We start from the raw sequence: 22228 nt of genomic DNA, 5'->3' as shown, positions 1-22228 counted from the left end.
GCTCGATTAGGTTAAAAGATGGATAAAAACTTCATCGCCAGCGGCACAACCATTGCTATCCTCTTCGAGAATCAGCAGGCAATTGGCCTGTGCGTACGATTGGAGGCGATAAGATTCTTGCGCGTGTAAAGGTTCAACAGCATGTCCATCGTATCGTGCCTTAAGGAAATGAGTTAAACCGGGCTTTTTACTATAAGCATGTGTTGTATGGGTTTTGATGGAACGTGTTCGTTGCGGAAGCTGCATCATACGTTCCAATGCAGGCGCCACATAGAGGTAAAAACAGGTTAGGGCTGAGGACGGATTGCCCGGTAGCCCAAACACCAGCTTTTCATTTTGTGTGCCAAAAAAGAGTGGTTTTCCCGGTTTTTGACGGATACGATGAAAACGCTGTTTAATACCGTAGGCCTTAGCCACATCCACGACATAGTCATAGTCGCCCACGCTGACACCACCAACTAAAAGAACCATATCCGCTTCATCCAATGCATGCTCTAAAGCTGCCTGGAGTTGGCTTCTGTCATCCGGCACATGACGACTTTCAACATGTAGTATGCCTTGCTGCTGCAATGCAGCTTTAAGCTGATAGGAGTTAGACTCATAAACTTCTCCATATCCAAGTTTCGTACCAATAGGTTTCAGTTCGTCTCCGGTGAGAATAAGTTGTATTCGTGGTGGCGCGGTAACAAGAACATCCCTGCATCCGATGCCTGCGAGATAGCCAATAGCAGCCGGAGTCAATGTTGTTCCTGTAAGCATGGCGATGCTGTGAGCCTGCACTTCTGACCCTTGGGGGCGTACATTGTCCCCCAATTGGAGAGCTTCATCGCGAATCTGGATTGTATTTGCATCGCTCAAATCTACTTTTTCCTGCATCACTACTGTATCTGCGCCTTGAGGCAGAGGGGCTCCGGTATAAATGCGCATTGCCTGTCCTTCTGTCAATATTTTTTCGACCGTGGTGCCTGCAGGAATTTTGTCCACGACAGGAAGTTCCCGCTCTTTGTCGCTATATCGAATGGCATAGCCATCCATCGATGACTGGGGAAAAGCAGGAATTGACTGCTCAGCAATAACAGTTTGGGCCAAGGTATAGCCTAAGGCTTCCTCGAGGGGGAGCTGTATCTGTTTTGGCGCAGGCAGATGGTGATGGATAATATCTTTAGCCTGCTGAACACTGATAAACTGATGGGGGAGATTGAAATAATCGTCTTGTGTATCGATATCATACTTTGCGTCCTCATAAGAAAATACGACACGATCTTCGGGAAATTGCTCGGCTACTTTTTTAGCCCCCTGTTGTCCCTCCAGACACATCAGATGCTCAAAATATTTTCTGTCAAAAAGTACCGGAGCGCCCCATATTCCTGAAAAACCGGTTGCTACAATACCTTTATCAGTACTATCGGCCAATTGAATAAGCTGCTGAAAGACATGTCGGTCTACGAAAGGCTGATCGCATAGACTGATTATACAACGATCCAGATTGGGATGATGTTTTAGCAGATCCCTTAAGCCTACACCAATAGAGGTAGACATTCCTGTTGTCCAATGTGGATTGATTACCACAGCGACATTACTGTCCTTCAGAGCTGTGTTGATAGGGTCGGGATAAGCACCTATCACGACAGATACCTTGGCATTAGGTATCGCCAGCGCTTCCCTGCTGATACGGCGCAATAAAGTCTCACCTTCAAACTCGAGCAGCTGCTTCGGGAGGCCGAGCCGCGAAGAATTTCCGGCCGCCAATATGACTATACCTGTTTGCTTTATCATCCACCAATCGTTATCATACTCCGATTCTTGAGAAAATCGGTGTCTATATGTTCAAAATCTGTTGTTAATTGTCCCCCCAATTCCTTTGCTTTGGCGCTAATGGTAGCCTGGATCAATGGAAGCACTTCATCACCTGCGCGTAATGCTGTCAACAGATCGGTTTCACCTGTAGAGAATAGGCAATTTTTGAGTTTTCCATCTGCTGTAAGCCGTATCCGGTTACATCCTGCGCAAAAAGGGGCCGTCATTGTACTTATAATAGCAATACGCCCAACGTGTCCGGCAATCGAAAATGCTTTAGCGGTATCGTGTGGACCTGCAGTGATCGGTTCTATGGGATAGCTCCGCTGAATAGTCGCTAGAATATCGGCCTGTGTATACACCTGGTTGCTGCTCCACTTGTTCCCACTGAATGGCATAAATTCGATAAAACGGATTTCTATCGGCTTCCTCGCTGTCCATGCAACAAAATCTAAAATCTCATCGTCATTGATGCCTTTCATTACCACCATATTGATCTTGGTATGAATTCCATGTTCAAGCAAAAGGTCTATATTGGCACGTACACGGTCAAAATAATCCCTTCGTGTGATCTGAAAAAACCTTCCGGGTTGCAAGGTGTCCAGGCTGATGTTGATGCTTTTGAATTTTGCGTCCACAAGCTGAGGCAACATGTCGTTGATACGGATTCCGTTGGTGGTCATATGAAGTTCAACCGGAAGTTTGGACAAACGTGCTATAATATCGGCTGCATCCTTGCGAACCAAGGGTTCACCTCCTGTAAGGCGGATTTTGCTGATTCCTTGATCGACAAACAATCCAGCCAATTGCTCAATTTCGTCCACCTGCATCAATTTATCATTCGGGGTAAAGCTATACTCTTCCTCCGGCATGCAATAGAAACAACGGAGGTTGCAATTATCGGTAAGCGATATGCGTAGGTAGTTGTGTATCCGTCCAAATGTATCCGTCAGCATGATGTCTTCTAAATTATTGTGGGGTATTCAGTATGTATTTTCGTTTTGAGGAACTTTAATGAAGTTGCCGGCCTATTATTCAACACAGCCTTGATCTCTGCAACGATTGCTATAGCGATCTCTTCGGAAGTTTCGGCACCGATATCGAGTCCTACTGGGCCGTAAATAATGTTTCGTTGACTTTCGGTAGCGGTCACACCAGCCTCTTGCATATCGTCGAACATGCGTAGTAATTTGGTCTTTGGACCCAAAGAGCCAATATAACGTGTCGATGTGTGCATCAAGTTTTTAAGGAGTGTGAGATCGTAAGCATAGTTATGTGTCATCAACACAAAAACAGTCCATGGATCTATGCTTAATTTAGCTGTGATCTCAACTGCTGGTGCGGCAATAAGCTGATGAGCTCTTGGAAAGCGTGCGGTATTGACATGGCTGGCACGTCCGTCAACCACCGTAATTTCCCAGCCGAGCAGATGGGCTGTCTCTACCACAGGTTGCGCATCATTACCGGCACCGGCAATAACCATATGAATAGTAGGAACGAGGTATTCAATGAGTACTTCACTGCTTTGCCCATTTTCCTGAAAGGATGTGAGAACCGATTTTCCTTCCCTTTTGGCAAATTGGATATGCTCATTCAGTGGCGAATAGTGAGCGTCTAGGGCAAAAGCCTGCTCCTTCAGATCTTTAATAAGTAAGCGGGTTCCTTTTTGTTCCCCCTGTTTGTCTGTAGAAAAGAACGTAATCAACAAACCTTCTTCACGCTGTTGAAGCAAGCGTTGCAGCAAGGCGATGGGATGATCTGTTCGTTGCATGTTTACATATTCAAAAAGGATATGAACTATACCGTTGCATCCCAGTTGTAACCCGATTGACGAACCTTCCTCCGTATTTGTATCATAACTGACGAGGCGATTTTTCTGTTGATGGATAGCTAAGAGCGCTTTTTTTAGTGCATCTCCTTCAAGACATCCGCCGCTGATGGCTCCCGTCATTTGCCCGTCTTCTGTTACCAGCATGCGGGCCCCTGGTCTTCGATAGGAGGAACCTTCAACTTTAACCACAGTGGCAAGCACCATCCTGATATTTTCGGAAGCAGCTGCACTGGCAGCTAAAACAATGTCTTTAATTTCTTTCATGCAAATACGGGCAAGACAGTGGAACGCGGATATAATGATTAAATCAACAGCAATATTGATACAATGCCGTTTATCAAATTTAATGAATTAGACGTTAAAAAACACCAAAACTGTAATAATGGTAAAAACATCCGTAAAATGTATAATTATTTGATTAATTTAAATAACGATTTTGTACCACTGAATAAACTGAGCGCTAGCGTATAAATAAGAAAGCTTATCCCATTTAAACCGATAAATATCGCTTACATAAACAAGAAAAAACAACGATTATGGCAAAATATTCAATTTTAGTAAATGGCAAAAAGCACGAAGTTGATGTGCTTGAGGATATGCCCTTGCTTTGGGTACTCCGTGATATCATTGGTCTTAAAGGGACCAAGTTTGGTTGTGGAAAAGCGCTATGTGGGGCCTGTACCGTACATCTCAACGATACTGCAATCCGATCCTGTTCATTTCCGGTCTCAGCGATCGGTGAGGGCAAAATTACAACAATCGAAGGACTTTCAGCGGAGGGTGATCACCCTGTTCAGGAGGCCTGGGAAAAATATGTCGTACCCCAATGCGGCTATTGCCAAACCGGACAGATCATGAATGCGGCAGCTCTTTTGAAGAAAAATGCGAAACCTTCAGTAGCCGAGATCGAGCAAGCAATGCAGGGCAATCTCTGTCGCTGCGGTACATATAATAGAATCAAAGCAGCCATTTTAGAAGCAGCCGGTACACCCGTTACAAACGGCTAGGTATTATCAAAAATATAAACAAGATGAAAATATTAGCTCCTTTTCAAAAAAGAAAAACCGATCGGGTCAATTCGGAGATTTTTACTGTTTCTAGACGCGACTTTTTAAAAGCCAGCGGCTTGCTTACTGGTGGCTTGGTTCTGGGTGTAAGCTTCTTTAGCTGTGATGACAAAGGTAAAAAAGTGGCTACTGTGGCTCCAAATGTATATTTAACAATTGGTTCAGATGGCAAAGTGACCATTGTCGCACATCGTTCAGAGATGGGACAAGGTATCCGCACGTCTCTTCCCCTTATTATTGCTGACGAATTGGGGGCCGACTGGACGAAGGTGGAAATCATCCAGGCTGAAGGGGATGAAAAAAAATATGGTAACCAAAACACAGACGGTTCCTTTTCAGTAAGGATGTTTTATAAACCCATGCGGGAAGCCGGTGCTATAGCGCGGTTACTCCTTCTTCGTGCTGCAGCCAAAGAATGGAACGTTGACGTAGACCAATTGGATACCAAAAATGGACAGGTTATCCAACGGGAATCCAGCAAGAAAAAGGATTTTGGCGATCTGGTAGAAACTGCAAAAACCCTCCCTATTCCGAAAGCCAGCGAAGTGAAACTGAAAGACAGACAGCAGTTCAATATGATCGGCAAAGAAACCCCGATCATTGATCTGCACAATATTGTCACCGGAAAAGCCGTGTTTGGAATTGATGCCGTTGTCGAAGGGATGAAAATTGCGGTCATTAAACGGTGCCCGGTCGTGGGCGGCAAAGTAAAAGCCGTAAACGACAGTAAAGCCCTGGCTGTGCCGGGGGTTCTCAAGGTGATTACGATCAAGGGTGCTGGACTGCCAGCCACCTTATCCAAACCATTGGCTGGGGTGGCTGTCATCGCCGAAAATACCTGGGCCGCCATAAAAGCCAGGGACTTGCTGGAGGTGGAATGGGAGATGGGCCCCAATGCCGGCTACGATTCAGCCAAACAGATCGAAGAACTTAAGCAGGTGGTGGCACAGGAGGGAACAATCCGTCGTAAACGTGGCGATTTCAACGCCGCAAAAGCGAATGCAAAAAAAGTTATTGAACACACGTATATTGCTCCCTACCTGGCTCATGCAACCATTGAGCCACCCTGTGCTTTGGCTGTCGTGAAAAACGGAAGCTGCGAAGTGTGGGCCTGTACACAGAATCCGCAGGGCGCACGTGATGCGGTTGCCACCGAACTGGGTATGGCAGTGGAGAAGGTGAAAATGAACGTAACCCTCTTGGGTGGCGGTTTTGGTAGAAAGTCAAAGCCTGACTTTATCCTGGAGGCAGCTATATTGGCCAAAGAATCTGGTCTGCCGATCAAGGTTCAGTGGACACGTGAGGATGATATTCGTCATGACTACTACCACGCCATGAGTGTACAGCGTATTGTCGCCACCATCGACAGCCAAAATAAATTGAGTGGCTGGGCCCATCATATTGCTAATCCGTCTATCTCTGCGACAGAGGATTTATCAGTGGTACAGCCCAGTGACGGCGAGTTAATGTTGGGAGCTTCAGATTTCCCTTACAATGTTCCAGCAATAAATATTGCTACGCATGATGCTAAAGCCCATCTGCGGATTGGCTGGTTGAGGTCTGTCCGTAATATTCCACAGGTTTTTGCCGCTGCGACAATGCTCGATGAAATTGCTGAAGCAAGAGGAATGGATGCCGTTTCGAATGCCCTGGAGCTACTAGGTGAAGACCGCCACATTACCTTTGAGCAGGAACTGATCAAGACAAGCTATCCCAATTATGGCGAAAAGATCGAAGATTACCCTTGGGATACAGCACGCATGAAAAAGGTGATCGAGCGCGTAGCCAAGCTTTCCGGATGGGGTAAATCCATGCCAGCAGGTACTGCATTTGGCTTTGCGGCACATAAAAGCTTCTTAACCTGCGTTGCCTGTGTGGTAGAGGTCAATGTGGATCAGAACAAGAAAATCAGTATTCCCAATGTCTACTATGTGGTGGACTGCGGATTAGCCGTCAATGTAGACCGTATCAAATCGCAATTTGAAGGTGGCGCACAATTTTCCGCAAGTCTGGCACTCAAAAGCACGATCACGGTAAAAGATGGTCAGGTAGAGCAGGGTAATTTTGACGGGTATCAGATTATTCGAATGCCCGATTCCCCAAAACAGATCCATGTGGATATTATCGATAGCGACGCAAAACCGACCGGAGTAGGAGAGCCTCCTGTACCGCCATTTACACCGGCACTCTGTAATGCGATTTATGCGGCAACAGGGAAGCGGATCTACACCTTGCCAATTGATCTAAGTATTTAAACAGAATGCATTAAAGTAAGCACCATAAATTTAGTATATTTAATCTATGTGAACTAGAAACCATGGAATCCAACGCACTGCTCAATACGACCTTAAAACAGATTGACCTTGTCAAAGTGACGGATTGTATCCCAGCACATGTCATGGATAGCATATCGGTCGAAGAACCGCTGGAGATCAGAATATGTACGTCAGTTGACGGAAAGGCCGAATATAAAAATATTTCGGTCACGATGCGGACACCTGGCCATGATGCAGAACTTGCTATAGGGTTTCTATTTACAGAAGGTTTTATTTCTGTTATTAGCCAGGTAACAGCTGTGGATCGTTTGGAAGCGCCCTGCACAAGAAATAACGACAATGTCGTTATTGTGAGACTGAACGACGGATTTACCCCCATAACAAGCGCTTTGGACCGAAATTTTTACACCACTTCAAGTTGCGGTGTTTGTGGAAAAGGTTCCATCGCAGCAATCAAAACTGTTAGTATTTTCAAGGATCTTGCGCCTATATCCTGTTCGATAGCATTAGATATACTCTATCGCTTGCCGGATCTGCTCCGTGCCGCACAGGGAAATTTCTCAGCCACCGGCGGTATACATGCTGCGGGTCTATTCAATTTACAGGGACAGCTCATCGCTTTGCGGGAAGATGTAGGACGGCATAATGCACTTGATAAACTTGTGGGGCACGCATTGTCCGCCAATTTGTTGCCGTTGCAAAAACATATCCTGGTTTTGAGTGGCCGGGCGAGTTTTGAATTGGTACAAAAGGCAGCCATGGCCGGGATACAGATTATTGCAGCAATCGGTGCGCCATCAAGTCTAGCGGTTGAATTGGCCAAGGAATTCGATATCACTTTATTTGGTTTTTTACGCGACCATAGATGTAATATCTATAACCTGGCAGACCATGTTAAAATAGAAGGATTAGCGGGGATGCTCGACTACCCGACAGCATTAGATCAAAAAATAGAAAGATGAAAATAAGGATTAAAGATAATTCCGTTAGACTGCGATTGACGATGTCCGAAATTGATAAATTGGGCAATACAGGCGAAGTAGCCTCCCGAACCGAATTCATCAACCAGCCCTTTGTATACCGCATCCTGCAAACGGATACTGAAGAACTCATTGCTTCTTTTGTTGAAAATGAAATTGTAATTGGACTGTCTGCCAATATGGTAAAGGAATTGGTGGCGACAGAGCGGATAGGTTTCGACGGGCAGTCGGGACCAGTTAAAATTCTCGTGGAAAAGGATTTTGCCTGCATCGACAATACCCTGGAGGATCAGAGCGACAACTTTCCGAATCCCAATCTTAAATGCTAAGCACATAGAAAAATAGTGTGAACTGTCCCAAAATCTTATGTTATGGAAGAGAACAATAAGCAAAAAATGGAGCAATCAATCAAGAAGGAGCCACAGGCAGAAAATCCTTATAAGCTCTTGGATCTGAAATTGACACCCGTAGAAAAATCTGCGGCTGGAGTTCCGGCTGTATTGGCGGCATTTGCCGATCTTATAGAAGAGAAAACGCTTATCCGGGGCACCAAGGCGCTGTTCAAAATGAATCAGGTAGGCGGCTTCGACTGCCCGAGTTGCGCTTGGCCTGATCCAGACGATGAGCGTTCGCCAGTCGGTGAGTACTGTGAAAATGGCGCAAAAGCACTGGCAGAAGAAGCTACAACAAAAAGAGTCACCCCAGAGTTTTTTAAGAACAATTCAGTGTACGATCTCTCACAGCTCAGCGACTATGAAATAGGTAAGATGGGGCGGCTGACAGATCCGATGTATCTGCGCCCGGGAGGAACACATTATGAACCGATCAGCTGGGAAGGTGCTTTTCAAAAAATCGCCGAACAGCTCAATGCGCTGGAATCGCCGCATCAGGCCGCCTTTTATACTTCAGGCCGTACGTCCAATGAGGCTTCATTTGTCTACCAATTATTTGCCAAAGAATTTGGTACCAACAATATGCCGGATTGCTCTAACATGTGCCACGAAACCTCCGGTTCGGCACTTCGCCCCACCATTGGAATCGGTAAAGGCACAGTCAAACTGGACGATTTTTATGAAAGCGAGCTTATCGTTATCATCGGTCACAATCCAGGGACAAATGCACCTCGTATGATGAGTGCGCTGGAAAAGGCAAAAAAGAATGGAGCCAAAATCATTGCTATCAACCCGCTGCCCGAAGCTGGATTAATGGGGTTTCATAATCCGCAGCAGTTCAATGGGATCATCGGCAAAGGGGTGAGTTTGGCCGACCTTTATCTTCCCGTGAAGATCAATGGCGATATGGCACTCTTAAAAGCACTGGAACTTATTTTACTGGACCTCGAAGCTAAAAATCCGGGCCTGGTTATTCATTCCGATTTTATTAACAGCAAGACAACGGGCTACTCGGACTTTTTGGCGCAATTCAGCAAAGCGGACTATAATCTGGAGCATCTGAGCCAGCTAAGTGGCATTGCAATTCCCGATATGCAAAAAGCGGCTGAACTGCTCGCTTACAGAAATAAAATTATCTTTTGCTGGGGCATGGGCCTCACCCAGCAGCCCAACGGTGTTGATATGATTCGCGAGATCCTCAATATCTTGTTGATGAAAGGAAGTATCGGTATTAAAGGGGGCGGTGTCTGTCCCGTTCGGGGGCACAGTAATGTACAAGGAAACCGTACTATGCTTATCGATGAAAAACCTACCGACGAGCAGTTAGATAGGCTGCAGCAGTATTTTGGCTTTAATCCACCCCGTGAACATGGTTATGATGTAGTGCGTGCAATTAAAGCGATGCACGCTGAAAAAATCAAATTCCTGTTTTGCATGGGCGGCAATTTTGTGTCCGCCACACCCGACACAACATTTACGGCAAATGCACTTCGGAAGCTGAATTTATTGGTCGCTGTGTCCACCAAATTAAACCGTGGCCATCTGATCCATGGCAAGGAGGCGCTTATCCTACCGACTTACGGACGCAGTGACAAGGATATTGTGAACGGTGAAGTTCAGATCATCAGCACGGAAAACTCCATGGGTGTGGTTCAATCCTCTAAAGGGGTATTGGATGCTGTTTCTAAAAATCTGGTCAACGAAACACAGATCGTTTGCCGGATGGCAATGGCAACTTTAGGAGATCGGTCGGTAGTCGACTGGAAACGTTATCATGACAGCTACGACGCGGTACGTGATGCAATTGAGCAATGTATTCCCGGTTTTGAGAATTACAATGTGAGGGTCCGTCAGCGCGATGGATTCTATCTACCGAATGGCGCCCGTGATGCACAATCTTTTTCGCATGAACTCGGAGGGCTAGCACCTTTCACATTAACGGATATCCCCGAAAACCATCTGGATGACGATGAATATATGATGGCGACAACGCGAACCCATGATCAGTTCAATACCACTATCTATGGACTCGACGACCGCTATCGGGGTATAAAAAATGAGCGACGTGTGGTGTTTATGAATCAGAAAGATATTGATAAAGCTGGTTTTAAGGCCGGAGACAAAGTCGATCTGTATAATTACGATGATGGTATAGAACGCGTAGCTCCCTTATTTTTGATCGTTTCCTACGCCATTCCTGAAAAAAATACGGTAACCTATTTCCCCGAGACGAATGTTTTGGTTTCAGTCAACAATGTCGTAAAAGAAAGCAATATGCCAGCTTCCAAATATGTGAAGATTAAAATAAAACGACATGACCCTGAGGTATACAAGAAAGTGGATGAAATGCTCTACCGTGGCGCACTTCAACGACCTTAATCTTTGTTGTTGATCATGGCTTTTACACTGTCGGCCTCGGCAGGGGTATTGACATTGACAAGGGTATTGACATCCGGGGCTTCAATACATAGGGCCTGATGTTGTATCAATGCCCGGCGTGGAGAAAGTTTATGTTGAGCCTGCATCTGCCGGAGTACGGGCAGACTACTGGGTTCCCATATTGCGAACAATGGCTCGGGCAAGCTGTCCTGTTGGCTTTTAAATGCGGTGGCGATCCTTCGAGGATCGCGATGTTGTATTAAATAGGCGATAGCCTCGGGGTCGACCAGAGGTAAATCACAGGCCACAACCAACCAGGCTCGATCGGGCCGAAATTCAAAAGCAGTCAGCATTCCACCCATAGGACCAATGTCTGTATAACGATCGGAAATCCATGCGTAGGTTGAAGTCATCTCCTTGCCGTCCGCTATTTCATCAAACTGTTCTACACGACAGGAAATGTATACCTCATCGCAATAATTCCCTAACATATCGGCCAAATGATAGACCTGTTCTTTGCCATGCCAATGCATCTTTTCTTTCGCACTTCCCATGCGTTGGCTGTTGCCGCCGATAAGTACCAGGCCGTTTAATGGAGGTAAGCGATTATCATTCGGAACTATCATGTTGTATTCAATGGATCAGTTGTATTGAAGTTACGTATTTCAACGCAAATTGGAAACATTCCCATCAACTATCTCAGGCTGTTTTCAACGCTAGTCAATCCCGACTTTACCGGCGTTGTCTCTAACAGTCCGGTCTCTACGAAAGAGGTCGCTCTTGGCGATACCGTAAGGATTGATAACCAAAAAATATCAGATTGGATGTATTTAGAGAAGGGAGTATTACGAGGAGGTTATACGATCCGTGCCATCTACTATTCGTTATCACTAAAAACAATGACTAATTTAAATTATAGACCTGCTTTTGATGATGGGACATGTAATGATTAGGATCAAGTTGTCTTGTAAAATGTATTTACATGGACGGGATCAAGATTTTAAGTATTACTGTAGCAGATTATCAAATTCACTCGTATTGTTGATATATCAATAATAAATAACCAAGAAGTTATGAAAATAAATTGCAGAATCCTACTTCCAGCCATCATTATTGTCGTTCTTAGCTCTTGCAAAAAAGATGAAAAGATAGCCATTGATAACCTTATCGGTAAATGGACCGTGGCAAATGATGATCCTAAAATGGCCGTAGATGGTTCCGTTACATACAAATTCAACTCAGATATGACCTGTATTAAGAATATCTACGATGCGCTTTCAAATCGAGATACTACTATTTACAGAACCTATGTATTAAGTAATGATAAGACTTTGGTGACGCTCTACGATGAACGCAAGATATATACAGAACAGTATCTGATAAAAAAATTGAATACGAAGGAAATGAAATGGGAGAACGCTTCCCCAAATGACGGTAACGAGAATAAGAGGTTAGTTCGATCTAACGATCAATAGAGTCTATTAACTTTTCAGATGAATGCGGGGCAGGAGTCAAGAAGATAATTGCAAATATGGGCATCGGATCTTCAGTCGCAATCATGACAATACGAACGGATATACAATTATATAAAAGTAAATTTTACCTTAAAGGCCGGTATTTATATAACATTCACCTTTTATTTATATTTGAGAAATAACTGGTACAATAACTGCTTAATTACATAAATGACTTTTAGAACCGTTTCGGAATGGTATTGGGAAAGGGAATCCATCTCAAAAAATCATTCAAAGAAATGTTCAGAAATAAGACCGCAAACTGTAATTCATAGATCGAAATGAGAAAGATTATCTGGAGAGGCTTGGTTTATAAATCCTGGGAAGATTGCACGATAGAACTGAAAAATGATGCCTATTATGTAAAATCGTCTATCATTGGCAACTATTTAAACCGTATTTATAATGTAGATTATGTTTTAAAAATAGACAGAAATTGGTGCATACAGGAATTTGAAATAAAAACAGAAATTGAAGGGCACAAAAATTTAATTATCGGGACAAATGCTGCAGGTTTATGGTCGATCAATGGAATTCCTAGACCGGAGTTCAATGAATTTCTCTTTATCGATATTTCGGTTACACCTTTTACAAATACATTGCCAATCAATAATTTGTTACTGGATATAGGGCAATCAAAGTCTATTGATGTCATATACATCAACATTCTTGAAAATGAAATAAAGCCAGTCAAACAGCTTTATAGCAGAAAGAAGAAGGATGAATATCTGTATGACAATCTTGATACCGTATTTTCCTCGTCGATCACAGTAGATCAGAAAGGCATTGTAAAGAGCTATCCAGGTCTATTTGAATTAGTTTTGGAAGATTAGGGAAGATAAAATAATCCTTATTCACGTGGGCCCTAAGAATCCAGCAACAGCTTCAGATCTTCAATCACTTTTGACCAATATGCTTTCGTCACTTCACGCTGGCTTTCATTTTTTAATTTATCAACATGAAATGAAATTGTTGTTTTATCTTGATTTTTCGAAGGAATAAATCTGATCTGTAAATTGGCGTCTTCTGTGAAATCTTTGTGCCTCCACTTTGTCCGGATATGTGAATATTTATTAAAAGTTGAAAAACCCTGGTCTACACCTTCAGACCAATAACTTAATCCCCGGTCTGAAAAAAAGACATTCCACAGTGTTTCCAGGTTTGCTAGCATAGTTTTTCTGATTCCGAACTGCCAGCCTGCATCTTTTGTTAATCCTACGTTATTTTTCATGTAATTGTGTTTCTTGTTAAAGGTGATTTCGTATTTGAATATAATTATTTCTTTTCAACAGAAGCAAATGCCCTGACCGGAAAAGTCCCCACACCTTTAAATTTTGGTGGAGCGGCTGTAAACGTAAAATTCTCAGCCGGTAATTTATTCAAATTGCAGAGATGTTCAACGATTAAAATCCCGGCACCCAATAGCACCGTATGAACAGGTCTTGTTCTGCCATCCGTGTCATCTATATTATGGGAATCAATACCTACAAGTTTAACTTTACAGTCCCGAAGATACATTGCCGCCTGTTCGGTAAGAAACGGATGGTTCTGATAATATAGCTCCGTATTCCAATGTTTATCCCAGCCGGTCTGTATTAATACAGCCTTATTCCTGATTTCTCTATTTTTAAGATGATCTTCTGTAATTTTCAGGGTTTCTGTAAATGGTATATGGATCATCACAGCATCCAGCTGCGCAAAATCTTTTAATACTGTTTGAGCTGTGTCTTTGCCATCCGCAAATCTATGAAATGGACAATCGATATAAGTTCCGGTGTTAGTGACCATCTCTATTTTTCCAATCTGAAAAGATGTATCGCTATCATAGTTCTGTTTTGATTGTTCCCTGGAGAGATAGTCGCAAATAATCGGTGCGGGTAGCCCCTTGTAAGTGATCAGGCCATCCTCTATTGTATGACTTAAATCTATTAAGAAATCTTCCGCTACACTTTCATCAATTGGCTTACGTTTATGGGGTTCAATGAGGATTTCTTTGTTAAGGATATTAACTTTACCTACCATGAGCAACTGCATATCTTCAACGATGTAGTCCGCCAGGGCACTGTCAATGATATCGTCTCCAGATATATCTAATCTGAAATCTTCCCCTTTGATACTACCGCCGTTCGTAAAGAATATCTCGAAGTCAAATTTCACTCTTTTTTTCATAAATGATTTCAATTTTACTATGGTGTAATAATTTTAATTAAATAATGTGATCGATTATCTTCCAAATTTTATATTTTAAAAATTCAATAATTGATGCATATTCTTGACAATGTAGATAAAATCTTATTAATGAAAATAGTAAAGATTCTTCAATTGGATATATTAAATTTGTTAAACATACCCGAAATACACAAAAATGAAAATTAAACCAAATTATAGATTTTACAGTCTCCTGGTTTTATTGCTGTTCTCGGTACGGTACTTACCTGCCCAGGCTACTCGTGCCGATTACAATTATTTTATGGAGGAGTTTCAAAGACTTTTTAATGAAAAAAAATCAGACGAGATTTACGGGCAATCGTCCGCCACTTATCAATCTAAAATTTCAAAAGAAAAGTTTTCGTTGGGAATGCGGAAGTTTGTGGCAAATGTGGGCATGATGCAATATTTTTCTTTTGTTGATTCTACTAAAAACGGGTATAATTATACCATTCAATTTGAAAACTCCGAACAATTATTTTCTGTTCTGCTTGATAATGAGAAACAGGTTCTAAGGATGAATTTTAAGGAACTGCCATTTTTCATAGAAAATAAGAATTTCAAAGCAGAAAGTAATAATCCGTTAAAAGACTCCATAGATTTGCTGGTGGAAAAAATCGTCAGGCCTTATATTCAAAAGGGTGCTGCCACAGGTATTATGTTAGCGGTAATTGATGGAAAGCGACAAAGAAAATATAGTTATGGAGCTATTGCTAAGACAAGTAAACAACTTCCAGATGCTTCCAAAAGTATTTTTGAGATTGGGTCAGTTACAAAAATTTTCACCTCACTTTTATTGGCAAAAGAAGTAGTTGAAGGCAATATGCAATTAGAGGATCCGATCAGTAAATACCTGCCCGATTCCATTCCTCGTTTAGCATGGGATGGTCATCCGATCACACTTGTGCAATTATCAAATCATACCGCTGGATTTCCTCGGCTCCCGGATAATATTTTTACGACTAATGCCGTTCCGTCAGATCCTTATAGTCATTATAAGGTTGATTCACTCTTCCATTTCCTTAAAAATTATCATGTTTCGTCTCAGACCGGAGTCAGATTTTCTTATTCAAATTTAGGCGCTGGGGTTTTAGGTGTAGCATTAGAACGTCATAGTAACAAAAGTTTTGGACAATTGGTCATTGATAATATTTGTTTGCCCTTGGGAATGAAAAATACATCACTAGGGGATACCGACGTGGTACAAGGATACGATGAAAAAGGTAGGCCAACGTCGTATTGGCACTTGGGATCTTTGGCGGGGTCTGGTGCCATAAGATCTACATTGGACGATATGATTATTTTTATGAAGGCACAGTTAGGCTTCAAAAATAAACTGACAAAGGCCATTCATTTGACACATCAGCTGACTTTTGCAGATAAGGATCAAACTATGGCATTGGGTTGGCGTGTTAAAAAGGCTGGAAGTAAGGCGATATTTCATCATTCTGGAGGTACAGGTGGATTTAGGTCTTTTGTGGCATTTGATGATAAATCTCAAAAAGCAATTATTATTCTGTCCAATGTTGCCTTGGATGTTACTGCTGTCGGATTTTCGATATTTGAAAATTACCTAGACCAATCTCCTATTGAAAGATAATGGCTTGCGCAATAATCAGAGACGCATTTTCAAATTTTTAAGAAGGCCTCGGTCTATGATTGAAACCTAGCGGCCATTGCTGCGTTGCCGGTACGTTTATTTTTTCGAGTTTACACCAGTGTTTGAATATGGACTTTGTCGTTACCTAGTTTTAGAAATCGGCAATAATGATCTTTTTCATGCCCATAATTTTTTTGAATGCGCCTGGTCTTTTGTTGAGTTCCGCCCAGTTTTCAGGACAAACCTGCCAGCTTAATCCGTATTTGTCTTTCAGCCACCCGCAAACGCTCTCCTGTCCTCCACCCGATGTAAGTGCTTCCCAATAGTAGTCTATTTCAGTCTGGTCTTTACATGGGATCATCAGGGAAATAGCCTCGTTAAATTTGAATATCGGGCCGGCATTGATCCCGATGAGACGCATTCCAAGAATCTCAAACTCAACGGTAAGCACCTTTCCGGCAAAATCCTTCTGGAAATCAGCCAGTCCTTCGGCTTCCGAATTCGGGTAATACGTAATATTGATTATTTTTCCATTTTTGAAAACCGAAAGGTAGTATTCCGCGGCTTCCTGTGCGTTGCTGTCAAACCAAAGGTTTGGAATTATCTTTTGCATAGCTTTATATTTTTTGGTTATTTTTTTCTTTTTCAGTATAGTCTACATTTGATAACCCTCTGTTCCATTTTATCTGGATTTTGATCATTTGCAGTCTTATAAATTTAAAAGATTTGTTCTTCGGTCGACTTAGCATAGGATAAGAAATAGAATTGCATATCTAACGCATTGCATCGCGTTGATAGTCTGATAGACAGGATAATTTTTCGAACAAGATATTTTGAAAGCGGATTTTTCGCCCGGGATCAAACTGCGGGAAGTACCTCAAGTTTGATGGATAAAATAATAAAATTTATGGGGGGTAACCAAAAGATATTTCAACTATATTAGCTGAAGGGGAGGTAGTATAATAAATTGGCTTGTCTGACTAATTTTAAATAGCAGTAGCTAAATATGGATAGACAAATTACACTAAACAACTTAGAAGACAATACGTTCTTTTGGTATACGTATATTAAATGGTTCAATGGGTACGATGACATCAACGAGATCAACATTGACGAAGCACTAGAAGTAATCGGAATTGACAAAGAAAAATTAGCTGAATGGGAAGAACAATTTTTTTCGATAGATAAAGATGGAGAATCTTTAAAATTTATCGGAGGAAATTTAGTGGAAGATATAACTTTCTTAATTGAATTTCAAGATCATGAAATTATATTTTTTCTTAACGACATTTACTTTGGAAATTTGGGAGGACATTTTGAAGCATGGTTTCTAACTTGGGATGAACTTTTATCACTCCGGCAGTTTGAACATTTATTTCTGCTTATGTTACCAATGACGGCAATTGAACAACATCAAAAAGACAATGCGAAGCAGATTATACATGACCATTTAAAAGCAATACCAAAGTTTGAACAAAATGCAGAATATATTTCTAGTTGTATATTAAACGGACTTTTAATTGACGAGCTCTTTTTTGAATTCGATGAAGTGGGTACCGTAAATAATCAAAATCATAGTGTTCGAAATATTCGAAAATATCCAAGATATCGAGAAAACGTAATTGAATTAAATAAAGTCTTGAAAAAATTGTGAAATTCAAAATTGCAACTCCTTTTTGCGAGCAGGAAATAGGCAATGATGATTTATGTTGGATCGACTATTGACCTGTTGTTAGCTACTAAAGTCCATAATGGATGCTGTCAGAGCTACCTTGGCTCATCATAGCGACGTACTATTTCAATTTTTTAACGGCCTTATTTTCTACGAGCGACTTCATTTGTGTCACCGCTACTTTATTCAGTTGCATAAGCCGTTCATTTTGTGGTACTCCTTGTTAAATTAATAACGCGTTTATACTTTCCATGTTGCTTAGCACGACCAACTGTTCTATAACCGCGTAGTCCCGGATATTGCCTTTCTTATCAGGATTTGCATCTCTCCATTCCTTAGCGGTCATTCCAAATAGTGCAACATTGAGCAGATCGGCTTCATTTGCATAAACGAAACTCACTTACTGTTTTGTAATTTCTGCTGGAATGAGATTTTCCTTTATTGCATCAGTATGAATGTGATAATTTACTTTTGCTAGTGTCCTCTGTAAGTCCCAGTTTAATTTCAAACGATTGTTTTCATCGTCTTTTAAACGTTGAAACTCCTTTATTATATAAAGTTTAAACTCGATTGAAATCCAGGAAGCGAATTCTAGTGCTATGTCCTTATGAGCAAAAGTTCCCGTATCTCCCAGCTTTAGAAATTATACCAATTGCATTGGTATTTTCTATCCAGCGTTTGGGAGTCATCACAAAACTATTGAGACCAGCTTGTTTTCTAAACCCGTCGAATTCGACGGGTTTAAAATTGGGATTATATATACTTTCCCAAAAACCTAAGAGTTCAATTGTATTGCGATTTCTCATCCAGTTTTTAATTAAATCGTCAGTATGTGCCGAATAGAAAGATGCTTAAAAGTGCTATCGATATTTATCCTAATCTTATCTGTTCATGGCCGTTGAAATCTTGGATCGGTTAAAAAGTCATTGTCTGTTAACGTTTTTAAAAAAGCTATAATTTTGCTTCTTTCACTAGCAGAAAGCGTAATGCCTATTTTGCCATTTTGTTGTAACTCCCCATCTAGATTAGAATGCTGCTTTATGCCTTCAGCATAATGGTCTAGCACCTCTTCCAGTGTTCCGAGTCTTCCATCATGCATATAGGGCGCCGTGACTTCAATATTTCGGAGTGAGGGCACACGAAACTTTCCAATATCACTTACCAAATGTGTTGAATTACTTTTTCCAGCGTCTCGCGATATGAGGTCTAGCCCGTTATTACGGTAACTCATATCTGTGAATAATGGTTCCTGGTGGCATACGCTGCAATTTTTTTTAAATAATGTATACCCTTGTTTCTCCTTATCCGTAAAGATGCCACCATTTTCATGCCTGGTATATTTGTCGTAACGTGAATTAGCAGATACCAGCATAGTCATAAACTGTGCAAGTGCGTTCAGCATTTTTGTCGAATCTATAGCTGTTGAACCAAAAGCTGCTTTAAAAAATCCTTTATACTTGCTGTTCGACTGAAGTTTGTCAACTGCACCCGCCATGCTGTTGGCGATTTCACAAGGATTGGTAATGGCATTGTGAGATGATAGTGGCAATTCTTTGATGCGTCCATCCCACATAAATTCCTTTTGCCAGGCAAGATTAAATAGTGCCGGAGCATTTCTTGTTCCGGTACATTGTTTCATCCCTTGACTCAACGCCTTATTCTCGTCTGAAAAAGCTGCGGCTGCCTGATGGCAGCTTGCGCACGAAATGGAATTGTTTAGGGAAAGCACCCGATCATAGAAGAGAAGCCTTCCAAGTTGGAATCCGGCTGGGGTTATCTGTTGTTGACCGAATGGAGCATTTGGGATGGGAAAGTTGGGCGGTACAGTAAAGTCTAGCTTTACGGATGCTGTATCATAATTTAAATGAGAAGGTCGGATATGGTATCCCACAAAAATAATGATCAAATTTATGAAAGCTATAATAGCTACGATTATCGTTTTCTTATTCATTCAGCCTTCATGATAGGTTTGAGAATATGCCTATCGATATAAAATGTACCGAAGGGGATAAGGCAGGCAAGTAATACTTTCCAAGTTGTTTGTCTGAATCTCCAGTGCCTTTCGATCCCCACACTAAGTGTTGATATAATAAACCATAAAAAGAGCATACCATGGATTGGTCCAAGCGCTTTAACCAGCATGGGCTGTTGTCCCCAATATTTTAATGGTACCGCAATAAAGACAAGGATGAGGAGCGAAATACCTTCCAGATAACTGAGCAGCCGCAGGCGGCCCAGCGGTGTTTTAAAAATTTGATTTAACATTTGCACGTTGAAAATTAGTAGCGTATAATGAATTGATTTAGAATGAGCGTAGATAGGGGCGTGCTGCCAGGGGAGAAAACGGCCATGGAATCGCAATTAGTATAATAAGTAATGCTGCGGAAAACCACCATAGCATGGTTTGATATTTGGCTTGGTCTTCCTGCATACGTTTGGCTTTAGCTGAACCGATCGTAATCAACACGATTGCCACTACAGCAAGCGAAATATGGATATATTTGAAGAAAACATGCGGATTAGCCATCGAACCCAACCCGTCAGTCGTTTTAGCTAGGACAATAGGACTTTGGATATAAAGTGCCATTCCGATTAATAACTGAATATGGGCAATGGTTGCAGTCCAGTGACGAACAGCATTGGTCTTGGGACTGAATTTTTTTTTCAATCTCAATCCCCTGAACGCAGCGAATATGGCATAAATTAGGCTACCTAAGACAAACCATCGAATAGCTGAATGACAAACAAGAAAAAAGTAATACATAACATTTTTTTATGGATAATAGATAAAAGATCAAGGCTCGTTATTTTGCCTAATTTATAAAAAGTACTAACTAGTATGTTTTCATCTAAATGCCTAAATGATGAAATTTCTCACTTAAAAATTGCTTCAGTGTTAGGTAAATAAAATTACATACTAACTAGTATGTTTGCAAACATATTAAAAGAATCTAGTGTTTTGATTTTCCTCGAGTCATTTTACCGTCAAAAACATTTTACATACAGTTAGCCCTTAATAGCTAAAGAATAGAGATGAAGTGACTACTTCCTTTAATTTTTCAGTTTTACTTAAGAATGACAAGTGGGGGTGACAAGTGGTGCATTTGCTGTGTATATTTGCGACATACTAATTGGTATGTTTATGTCAAAAGCACAGGCAACAAGATCCGATATTCTCAGAAGAGCAATGGAATTGATATACAAGCAGGGTTTTCAATCGACAAGTATTGATGACATCCTGGCTACAACACAGGTGACTAAAGGAGCCTTTTACTATCATTTCAAAAATAAAGAAGAGATGGGTATAGCGTTGATAGATGAAGCTATGCATACGGAGATTTGGCCAGACATTCAAAATTCACTGTCATCAAGCTCAAATTTTAGAGATAACATTTATAAAATGATGGATAAACTTCTCTTTAAACATCCGTTTATGACGGTTGAGCATGGCTGTCCGGCTGTAAATCTCATTCAGGAGATGGCTCCGCTGAATGATGCATTTCGGTTAGCGTTGAAAAAATCGTTGAATAAATGGGAGAGAGCGATCGAAGCTGAGATCATACGGGGGCAGGAGACAGGACAGTTAGCGCGTTCGCATGATGCCAAACAGATAGCGCTTCATATCATAACATTATACCATGGTGTCAGAAATATGGGCAAGTTATTGGGTAAACCCTATTATGTATCATTTTTAAGCGAATTCCGACAATATCTCGATTCATTGAAGTAAAATTTTTTATAAAAACATACTTTATAGTATGTTTTGGTGAGTTATTAAAATCTAATTTTTACGTATTAAAACATACTGATTAGTATGTTGAAAAAATATCATGCGCAATAAAAACCTTTTTATATTCAAAAACATACCATGTAGTATGTTTAATTCTTGAAATCAATATTTATCCATGTTTGCACGAATACCAGCTCAGTCATCAATCACAAAATATCTATAAAATAATGCCATACAGAAATTCTATATTACTTATCTGGGTACTCACCATTGTTATTAATGGTTTAATCCTGCTTACTTTTTTTATGCCAAAAGTAAGCTTGGTAGCAGGCTGTGATTATTCCAGCCTGCCCATGCTCAATGCAATTTTAAATGGTTTAACCTTCTTTTCGCTACTATTTGCATTGTTTGCAGTTCGTCGTAAAGACATACTCCTGCATCGAAGTTCAATATTTCTTGCCTTCTCCTTTACCTCCTTATTCCTGTTTTCTTATTTGCTTTATCATTTCTCTATGCCCTCTACCAGTTATAAAGGAGATGGCATATTGCGAGAGATTTACTACTTTATTTTGGTCACGCACGTTGTGCTGGCAGCCGTCATTGTGCCTCTTGGGCTCCTAGCCATGGCTTTTGCGCTAAACAATAGAATTAATCAGCATCGCAAGATTGCCCGGTGGACCATGCCGATCTGGTTGTATGTCAGCTTTACTGGCGTGGTCGTATACTTACTGATTAATCCGTACTACCAGCACTGAATAACTCAAGAAATTCAGCAGTCACTC

Annotated in this window: 25 protein-coding genes; 12 read left to right on the top strand and 13 right to left on the bottom strand. The window is 41.3% G+C overall.

The window, feature by feature from the left end; translation table 11 throughout:
• Positions 1-6 precede the first annotated feature (6 nt).
• Genes glp through M2419_RS04555 form a run of 3 tightly spaced genes read right to left on the bottom strand, consistent with a single transcriptional unit; the run spans position 7 to position 3892 of the window.
• Positions 7-1776, bottom strand: coding sequence for a gephyrin-like molybdotransferase Glp (gene glp / locus M2419_RS04565; protein ID WP_259254350.1), 1770 nt, complete (start codon positions 1774-1776; stop codon positions 7-9).
• Entirely contained in the window at positions 1773-2753 is a 981-nt protein-coding gene (moaA, locus tag M2419_RS04560; RefSeq protein WP_259254349.1) for a GTP 3',8-cyclase MoaA, read from the bottom strand. The genes glp and moaA overlap by 4 nt, the downstream gene beginning before the upstream one ends.
• Before the next feature lie 8 nt (positions 2754-2761).
• Positions 2762-3892, bottom strand: a complete 1131-nt coding sequence (locus M2419_RS04555) for an XdhC family protein (RefSeq protein WP_182331013.1) — start codon at positions 3890-3892, stop codon at positions 2762-2764.
• 272 nt (positions 3893-4164) lie between these two features.
• Between M2419_RS04555 and M2419_RS04550 the strand changes: the two genes are divergently transcribed.
• The 5 genes from M2419_RS04550 to M2419_RS04530 all read left to right on the top strand — a co-directional run bounded on the left by M2419_RS04550 (position 4165) and on the right by M2419_RS04530 (position 10722).
• Positions 4165-4635, top strand: coding sequence for a (2Fe-2S)-binding protein (locus tag M2419_RS04550; RefSeq protein ID WP_182331014.1), 471 nt, complete (start codon positions 4165-4167; stop codon positions 4633-4635).
• A 23-nt stretch (positions 4636-4658) separates the two neighbouring features.
• A complete protein-coding gene (locus M2419_RS04545; protein ID WP_259254348.1) occupies positions 4659-6950 on the top strand; it encodes a xanthine dehydrogenase family protein molybdopterin-binding subunit in 2292 nt (763 codons plus the stop codon).
• 62 nt (positions 6951-7012) lie between these two features.
• A complete protein-coding gene (fdhD, locus tag M2419_RS04540; protein WP_259254347.1) occupies positions 7013-7933 on the top strand; it encodes a formate dehydrogenase accessory sulfurtransferase FdhD in 921 nt (306 codons plus the stop codon).
• A complete protein-coding gene (locus M2419_RS04535; RefSeq protein WP_075993700.1) occupies positions 7930-8280 on the top strand; it encodes a DUF7009 family protein in 351 nt (116 codons plus the stop codon). The genes fdhD and M2419_RS04535 overlap by 4 nt, the downstream gene beginning before the upstream one ends.
• Before the next feature lie 42 nt (positions 8281-8322).
• The gene (locus M2419_RS04530) at positions 8323-10722 is read left to right on the top strand and encodes an FdhF/YdeP family oxidoreductase (protein ID WP_259254345.1); all 2400 of its coding nucleotides are present in this window, start codon (positions 8323-8325) and stop codon (positions 10720-10722) included.
• Here the strand turns inward: M2419_RS04530 and M2419_RS04525 are convergent.
• Positions 10719-11348, bottom strand: coding sequence for an NTP transferase domain-containing protein (locus M2419_RS04525; RefSeq protein ID WP_259254344.1), 630 nt, complete (start codon positions 11346-11348; stop codon positions 10719-10721). The two genes, M2419_RS04530 and M2419_RS04525, sit on opposite strands and share 4 nt — an antisense overlap.
• 24 nt (positions 11349-11372) lie before the next feature.
• Here M2419_RS04525 and M2419_RS27455 point away from each other — a divergent pair, with 24 nt between their 5' ends.
• From M2419_RS27455 to M2419_RS04515, 3 genes are all read left to right on the top strand, one after another.
• Positions 11373-11675: a DUF2314 domain-containing protein gene (locus tag M2419_RS27455; protein WP_182331019.1), complete on the top strand. Its 303-nt coding sequence runs from the start codon at positions 11373-11375 to the stop codon at positions 11673-11675.
• Positions 11676-11795: 120 nt separating this feature from the next.
• Positions 11796-12197, top strand: coding sequence for a hypothetical protein (locus tag M2419_RS04520; protein ID WP_182331020.1), 402 nt, complete (start codon positions 11796-11798; stop codon positions 12195-12197).
• Between the two features lie 320 nt (positions 12198-12517).
• Entirely contained in the window at positions 12518-13069 is a 552-nt protein-coding gene (locus M2419_RS04515) for a putative glycolipid-binding domain-containing protein (protein WP_182331021.1), read from the top strand.
• A 32-nt stretch (positions 13070-13101) separates the two neighbouring features.
• Here the strand turns inward: M2419_RS04515 and M2419_RS04510 are convergent, their stop codons facing one another.
• Together M2419_RS04510 and M2419_RS04505 are read right to left on the bottom strand one after the other, a co-directional pair.
• Positions 13102-13467 (bottom strand): SRPBCC domain-containing protein, encoded by a 366-nt coding sequence (locus tag M2419_RS04510; protein ID WP_182331022.1) that lies wholly within the window; start codon positions 13465-13467, stop codon positions 13102-13104.
• A 44-nt stretch (positions 13468-13511) separates the two neighbouring features.
• The gene (locus tag M2419_RS04505) at positions 13512-14405 is read right to left on the bottom strand and encodes a cyclase family protein (protein WP_259254343.1); all 894 of its coding nucleotides are present in this window, start codon (positions 14403-14405) and stop codon (positions 13512-13514) included.
• Between the two features lie 196 nt (positions 14406-14601).
• Here M2419_RS04505 and M2419_RS04500 point away from each other — a divergent pair, with 196 nt between their 5' ends.
• A complete protein-coding gene (locus M2419_RS04500; RefSeq protein WP_259254342.1) occupies positions 14602-16044 on the top strand; it encodes a beta-lactamase family protein in 1443 nt (480 codons plus the stop codon).
• 151 nt (positions 16045-16195) lie between these two features.
• Here M2419_RS04500 and M2419_RS04495 read toward each other — a convergent pair whose 3' ends face one another.
• Positions 16196-16657: a VOC family protein gene (locus M2419_RS04495; RefSeq protein ID WP_182331025.1), complete on the bottom strand. Its 462-nt coding sequence runs from the start codon at positions 16655-16657 to the stop codon at positions 16196-16198.
• A gap of 393 nt (positions 16658-17050) precedes the next feature.
• On the opposite strand from M2419_RS04495, the gene M2419_RS04490 reads away from it, so the two are divergent.
• Positions 17051-17698 carry an Imm19 family immunity protein gene (locus M2419_RS04490; protein ID WP_259254340.1) on the top strand — a complete coding sequence of 216 codons (648 nt, stop codon included), beginning with the start codon at positions 17051-17053 and terminating at the stop codon, positions 17696-17698.
• A gap of 241 nt (positions 17699-17939) precedes the next feature.
• On the opposite strand, the gene M2419_RS04485 is transcribed toward M2419_RS04490, so the two are convergent.
• The 6 genes from M2419_RS04485 to M2419_RS04465 all read right to left on the bottom strand — a co-directional run bounded on the left by M2419_RS04485 (position 17940) and on the right by M2419_RS04465 (position 20480).
• Complete coding sequence (locus M2419_RS04485; protein WP_259254339.1) at positions 17940-18116, bottom strand: hypothetical protein; 177 nt, start codon at positions 18114-18116, stop codon at positions 17940-17942.
• A complete protein-coding gene (locus tag M2419_RS27450) occupies positions 18117-18317 on the bottom strand; it encodes a hypothetical protein (protein WP_409049503.1) in 201 nt (66 codons plus the stop codon).
• 4 nt (positions 18318-18321) lie between these two features.
• Positions 18322-18522, bottom strand: a complete 201-nt coding sequence (locus tag M2419_RS27445; protein WP_409049500.1) for a hypothetical protein — start codon at positions 18520-18522, stop codon at positions 18322-18324.
• 83 nt (positions 18523-18605) lie between these two features.
• A complete protein-coding gene (locus M2419_RS04475; RefSeq protein WP_259254338.1) occupies positions 18606-19667 on the bottom strand; it encodes a cytochrome-c peroxidase in 1062 nt (353 codons plus the stop codon).
• Positions 19664-19981: a DUF3817 domain-containing protein gene (locus M2419_RS04470; protein ID WP_259254337.1), complete on the bottom strand. Its 318-nt coding sequence runs from the start codon at positions 19979-19981 to the stop codon at positions 19664-19666. The genes M2419_RS04475 and M2419_RS04470 overlap by 4 nt, the downstream gene beginning before the upstream one ends.
• Positions 19982-20018: 37 nt before the next feature.
• A complete protein-coding gene (locus M2419_RS04465; protein WP_259254336.1) occupies positions 20019-20480 on the bottom strand; it encodes a hypothetical protein in 462 nt (153 codons plus the stop codon).
• Positions 20481-20858: 378 nt separating this feature from the next.
• Here M2419_RS04465 and M2419_RS04460 point away from each other — a divergent pair, with 378 nt between their 5' ends.
• Positions 20859-21446, top strand: a complete 588-nt coding sequence (locus M2419_RS04460; protein ID WP_159728141.1) for a TetR/AcrR family transcriptional regulator — start codon at positions 20859-20861, stop codon at positions 21444-21446.
• Between the two features lie 227 nt (positions 21447-21673).
• Entirely contained in the window at positions 21674-22201 is a 528-nt protein-coding gene (locus tag M2419_RS04455) for a DUF420 domain-containing protein (RefSeq protein WP_153847674.1), read from the top strand.
• Positions 22202-22228 lie beyond the last annotated feature (27 nt).

Source organism: Sphingobacterium sp. BIGb0116 (assembly GCF_024808035.1).
Classification (GTDB): Bacteria; Bacteroidota; Bacteroidia; order Sphingobacteriales; family Sphingobacteriaceae; genus Sphingobacterium; species Sphingobacterium paramultivorum.
This window is presented reverse-complemented; position numbering and strand designations above follow the sequence as displayed.

Excerpts from the sequence above, each read along its gene's own strand:
- glp (WP_259254350.1), bottom strand. The coding sequence starts at position 1,776 with ATGATAAAGCAAACAGGTATAGTCATATTGGCGGCCGGAAATTCTTCG.
- moaA (WP_259254349.1), bottom strand. The coding sequence starts at position 2,753 with ATGCTGACGGATACATTTGGACGGATACACAACTACCTACGCATATCG.
- M2419_RS04555 (WP_182331013.1), bottom strand. The coding sequence starts at position 3,892 with ATGAAAGAAATTAAAGACATTGTTTTAGCTGCCAGTGCAGCTGCTTCC.
- M2419_RS04550 (WP_182331014.1), top strand. The coding sequence starts at position 4,165 with ATGGCAAAATATTCAATTTTAGTAAATGGCAAAAAGCACGAAGTTGAT.
- M2419_RS04545 (WP_259254348.1), top strand. The coding sequence starts at position 4,659 with ATGAAAATATTAGCTCCTTTTCAAAAAAGAAAAACCGATCGGGTCAAT.
- fdhD (WP_259254347.1), top strand. The coding sequence starts at position 7,013 with ATGGAATCCAACGCACTGCTCAATACGACCTTAAAACAGATTGACCTT.
- M2419_RS04535 (WP_075993700.1), top strand. The coding sequence starts at position 7,930 with ATGAAAATAAGGATTAAAGATAATTCCGTTAGACTGCGATTGACGATG.
- M2419_RS04530 (WP_259254345.1), top strand. The coding sequence starts at position 8,323 with ATGGAAGAGAACAATAAGCAAAAAATGGAGCAATCAATCAAGAAGGAG.
- M2419_RS04525 (WP_259254344.1), bottom strand. The coding sequence starts at position 11,348 with ATGATAGTTCCGAATGATAATCGCTTACCTCCATTAAACGGCCTGGTA.
- M2419_RS04520 (WP_182331020.1), top strand. The coding sequence starts at position 11,796 with ATGAAAATAAATTGCAGAATCCTACTTCCAGCCATCATTATTGTCGTT.
- M2419_RS04515 (WP_182331021.1), top strand. The coding sequence starts at position 12,518 with ATGAGAAAGATTATCTGGAGAGGCTTGGTTTATAAATCCTGGGAAGAT.
- M2419_RS04510 (WP_182331022.1), bottom strand. The coding sequence starts at position 13,467 with ATGAAAAATAACGTAGGATTAACAAAAGATGCAGGCTGGCAGTTCGGA.
- M2419_RS04505 (WP_259254343.1), bottom strand. The coding sequence starts at position 14,405 with ATGAAAAAAAGAGTGAAATTTGACTTCGAGATATTCTTTACGAACGGC.
- M2419_RS04500 (WP_259254342.1), top strand. The coding sequence starts at position 14,602 with ATGAAAATTAAACCAAATTATAGATTTTACAGTCTCCTGGTTTTATTG.
- M2419_RS04495 (WP_182331025.1), bottom strand. The coding sequence starts at position 16,657 with ATGCAAAAGATAATTCCAAACCTTTGGTTTGACAGCAACGCACAGGAA.
- M2419_RS04490 (WP_259254340.1), top strand. The coding sequence starts at position 17,051 with ATGGATAGACAAATTACACTAAACAACTTAGAAGACAATACGTTCTTT.
- M2419_RS27445 (WP_409049500.1), bottom strand. The coding sequence starts at position 18,522 with ATGAGAAATCGCAATACAATTGAACTCTTAGGTTTTTGGGAAAGTATA.
- M2419_RS04475 (WP_259254338.1), bottom strand. The coding sequence starts at position 19,667 with ATGAATAAGAAAACGATAATCGTAGCTATTATAGCTTTCATAAATTTG.
- M2419_RS04470 (WP_259254337.1), bottom strand. The coding sequence starts at position 19,981 with ATGTTAAATCAAATTTTTAAAACACCGCTGGGCCGCCTGCGGCTGCTC.
- M2419_RS04465 (WP_259254336.1), bottom strand. The coding sequence starts at position 20,480 with ATGTATTACTTTTTTCTTGTTTGTCATTCAGCTATTCGATGGTTTGTC.
- M2419_RS04460 (WP_159728141.1), top strand. The coding sequence starts at position 20,859 with ATGTCAAAAGCACAGGCAACAAGATCCGATATTCTCAGAAGAGCAATG.
- M2419_RS04455 (WP_153847674.1), top strand. The coding sequence starts at position 21,674 with ATGCCATACAGAAATTCTATATTACTTATCTGGGTACTCACCATTGTT.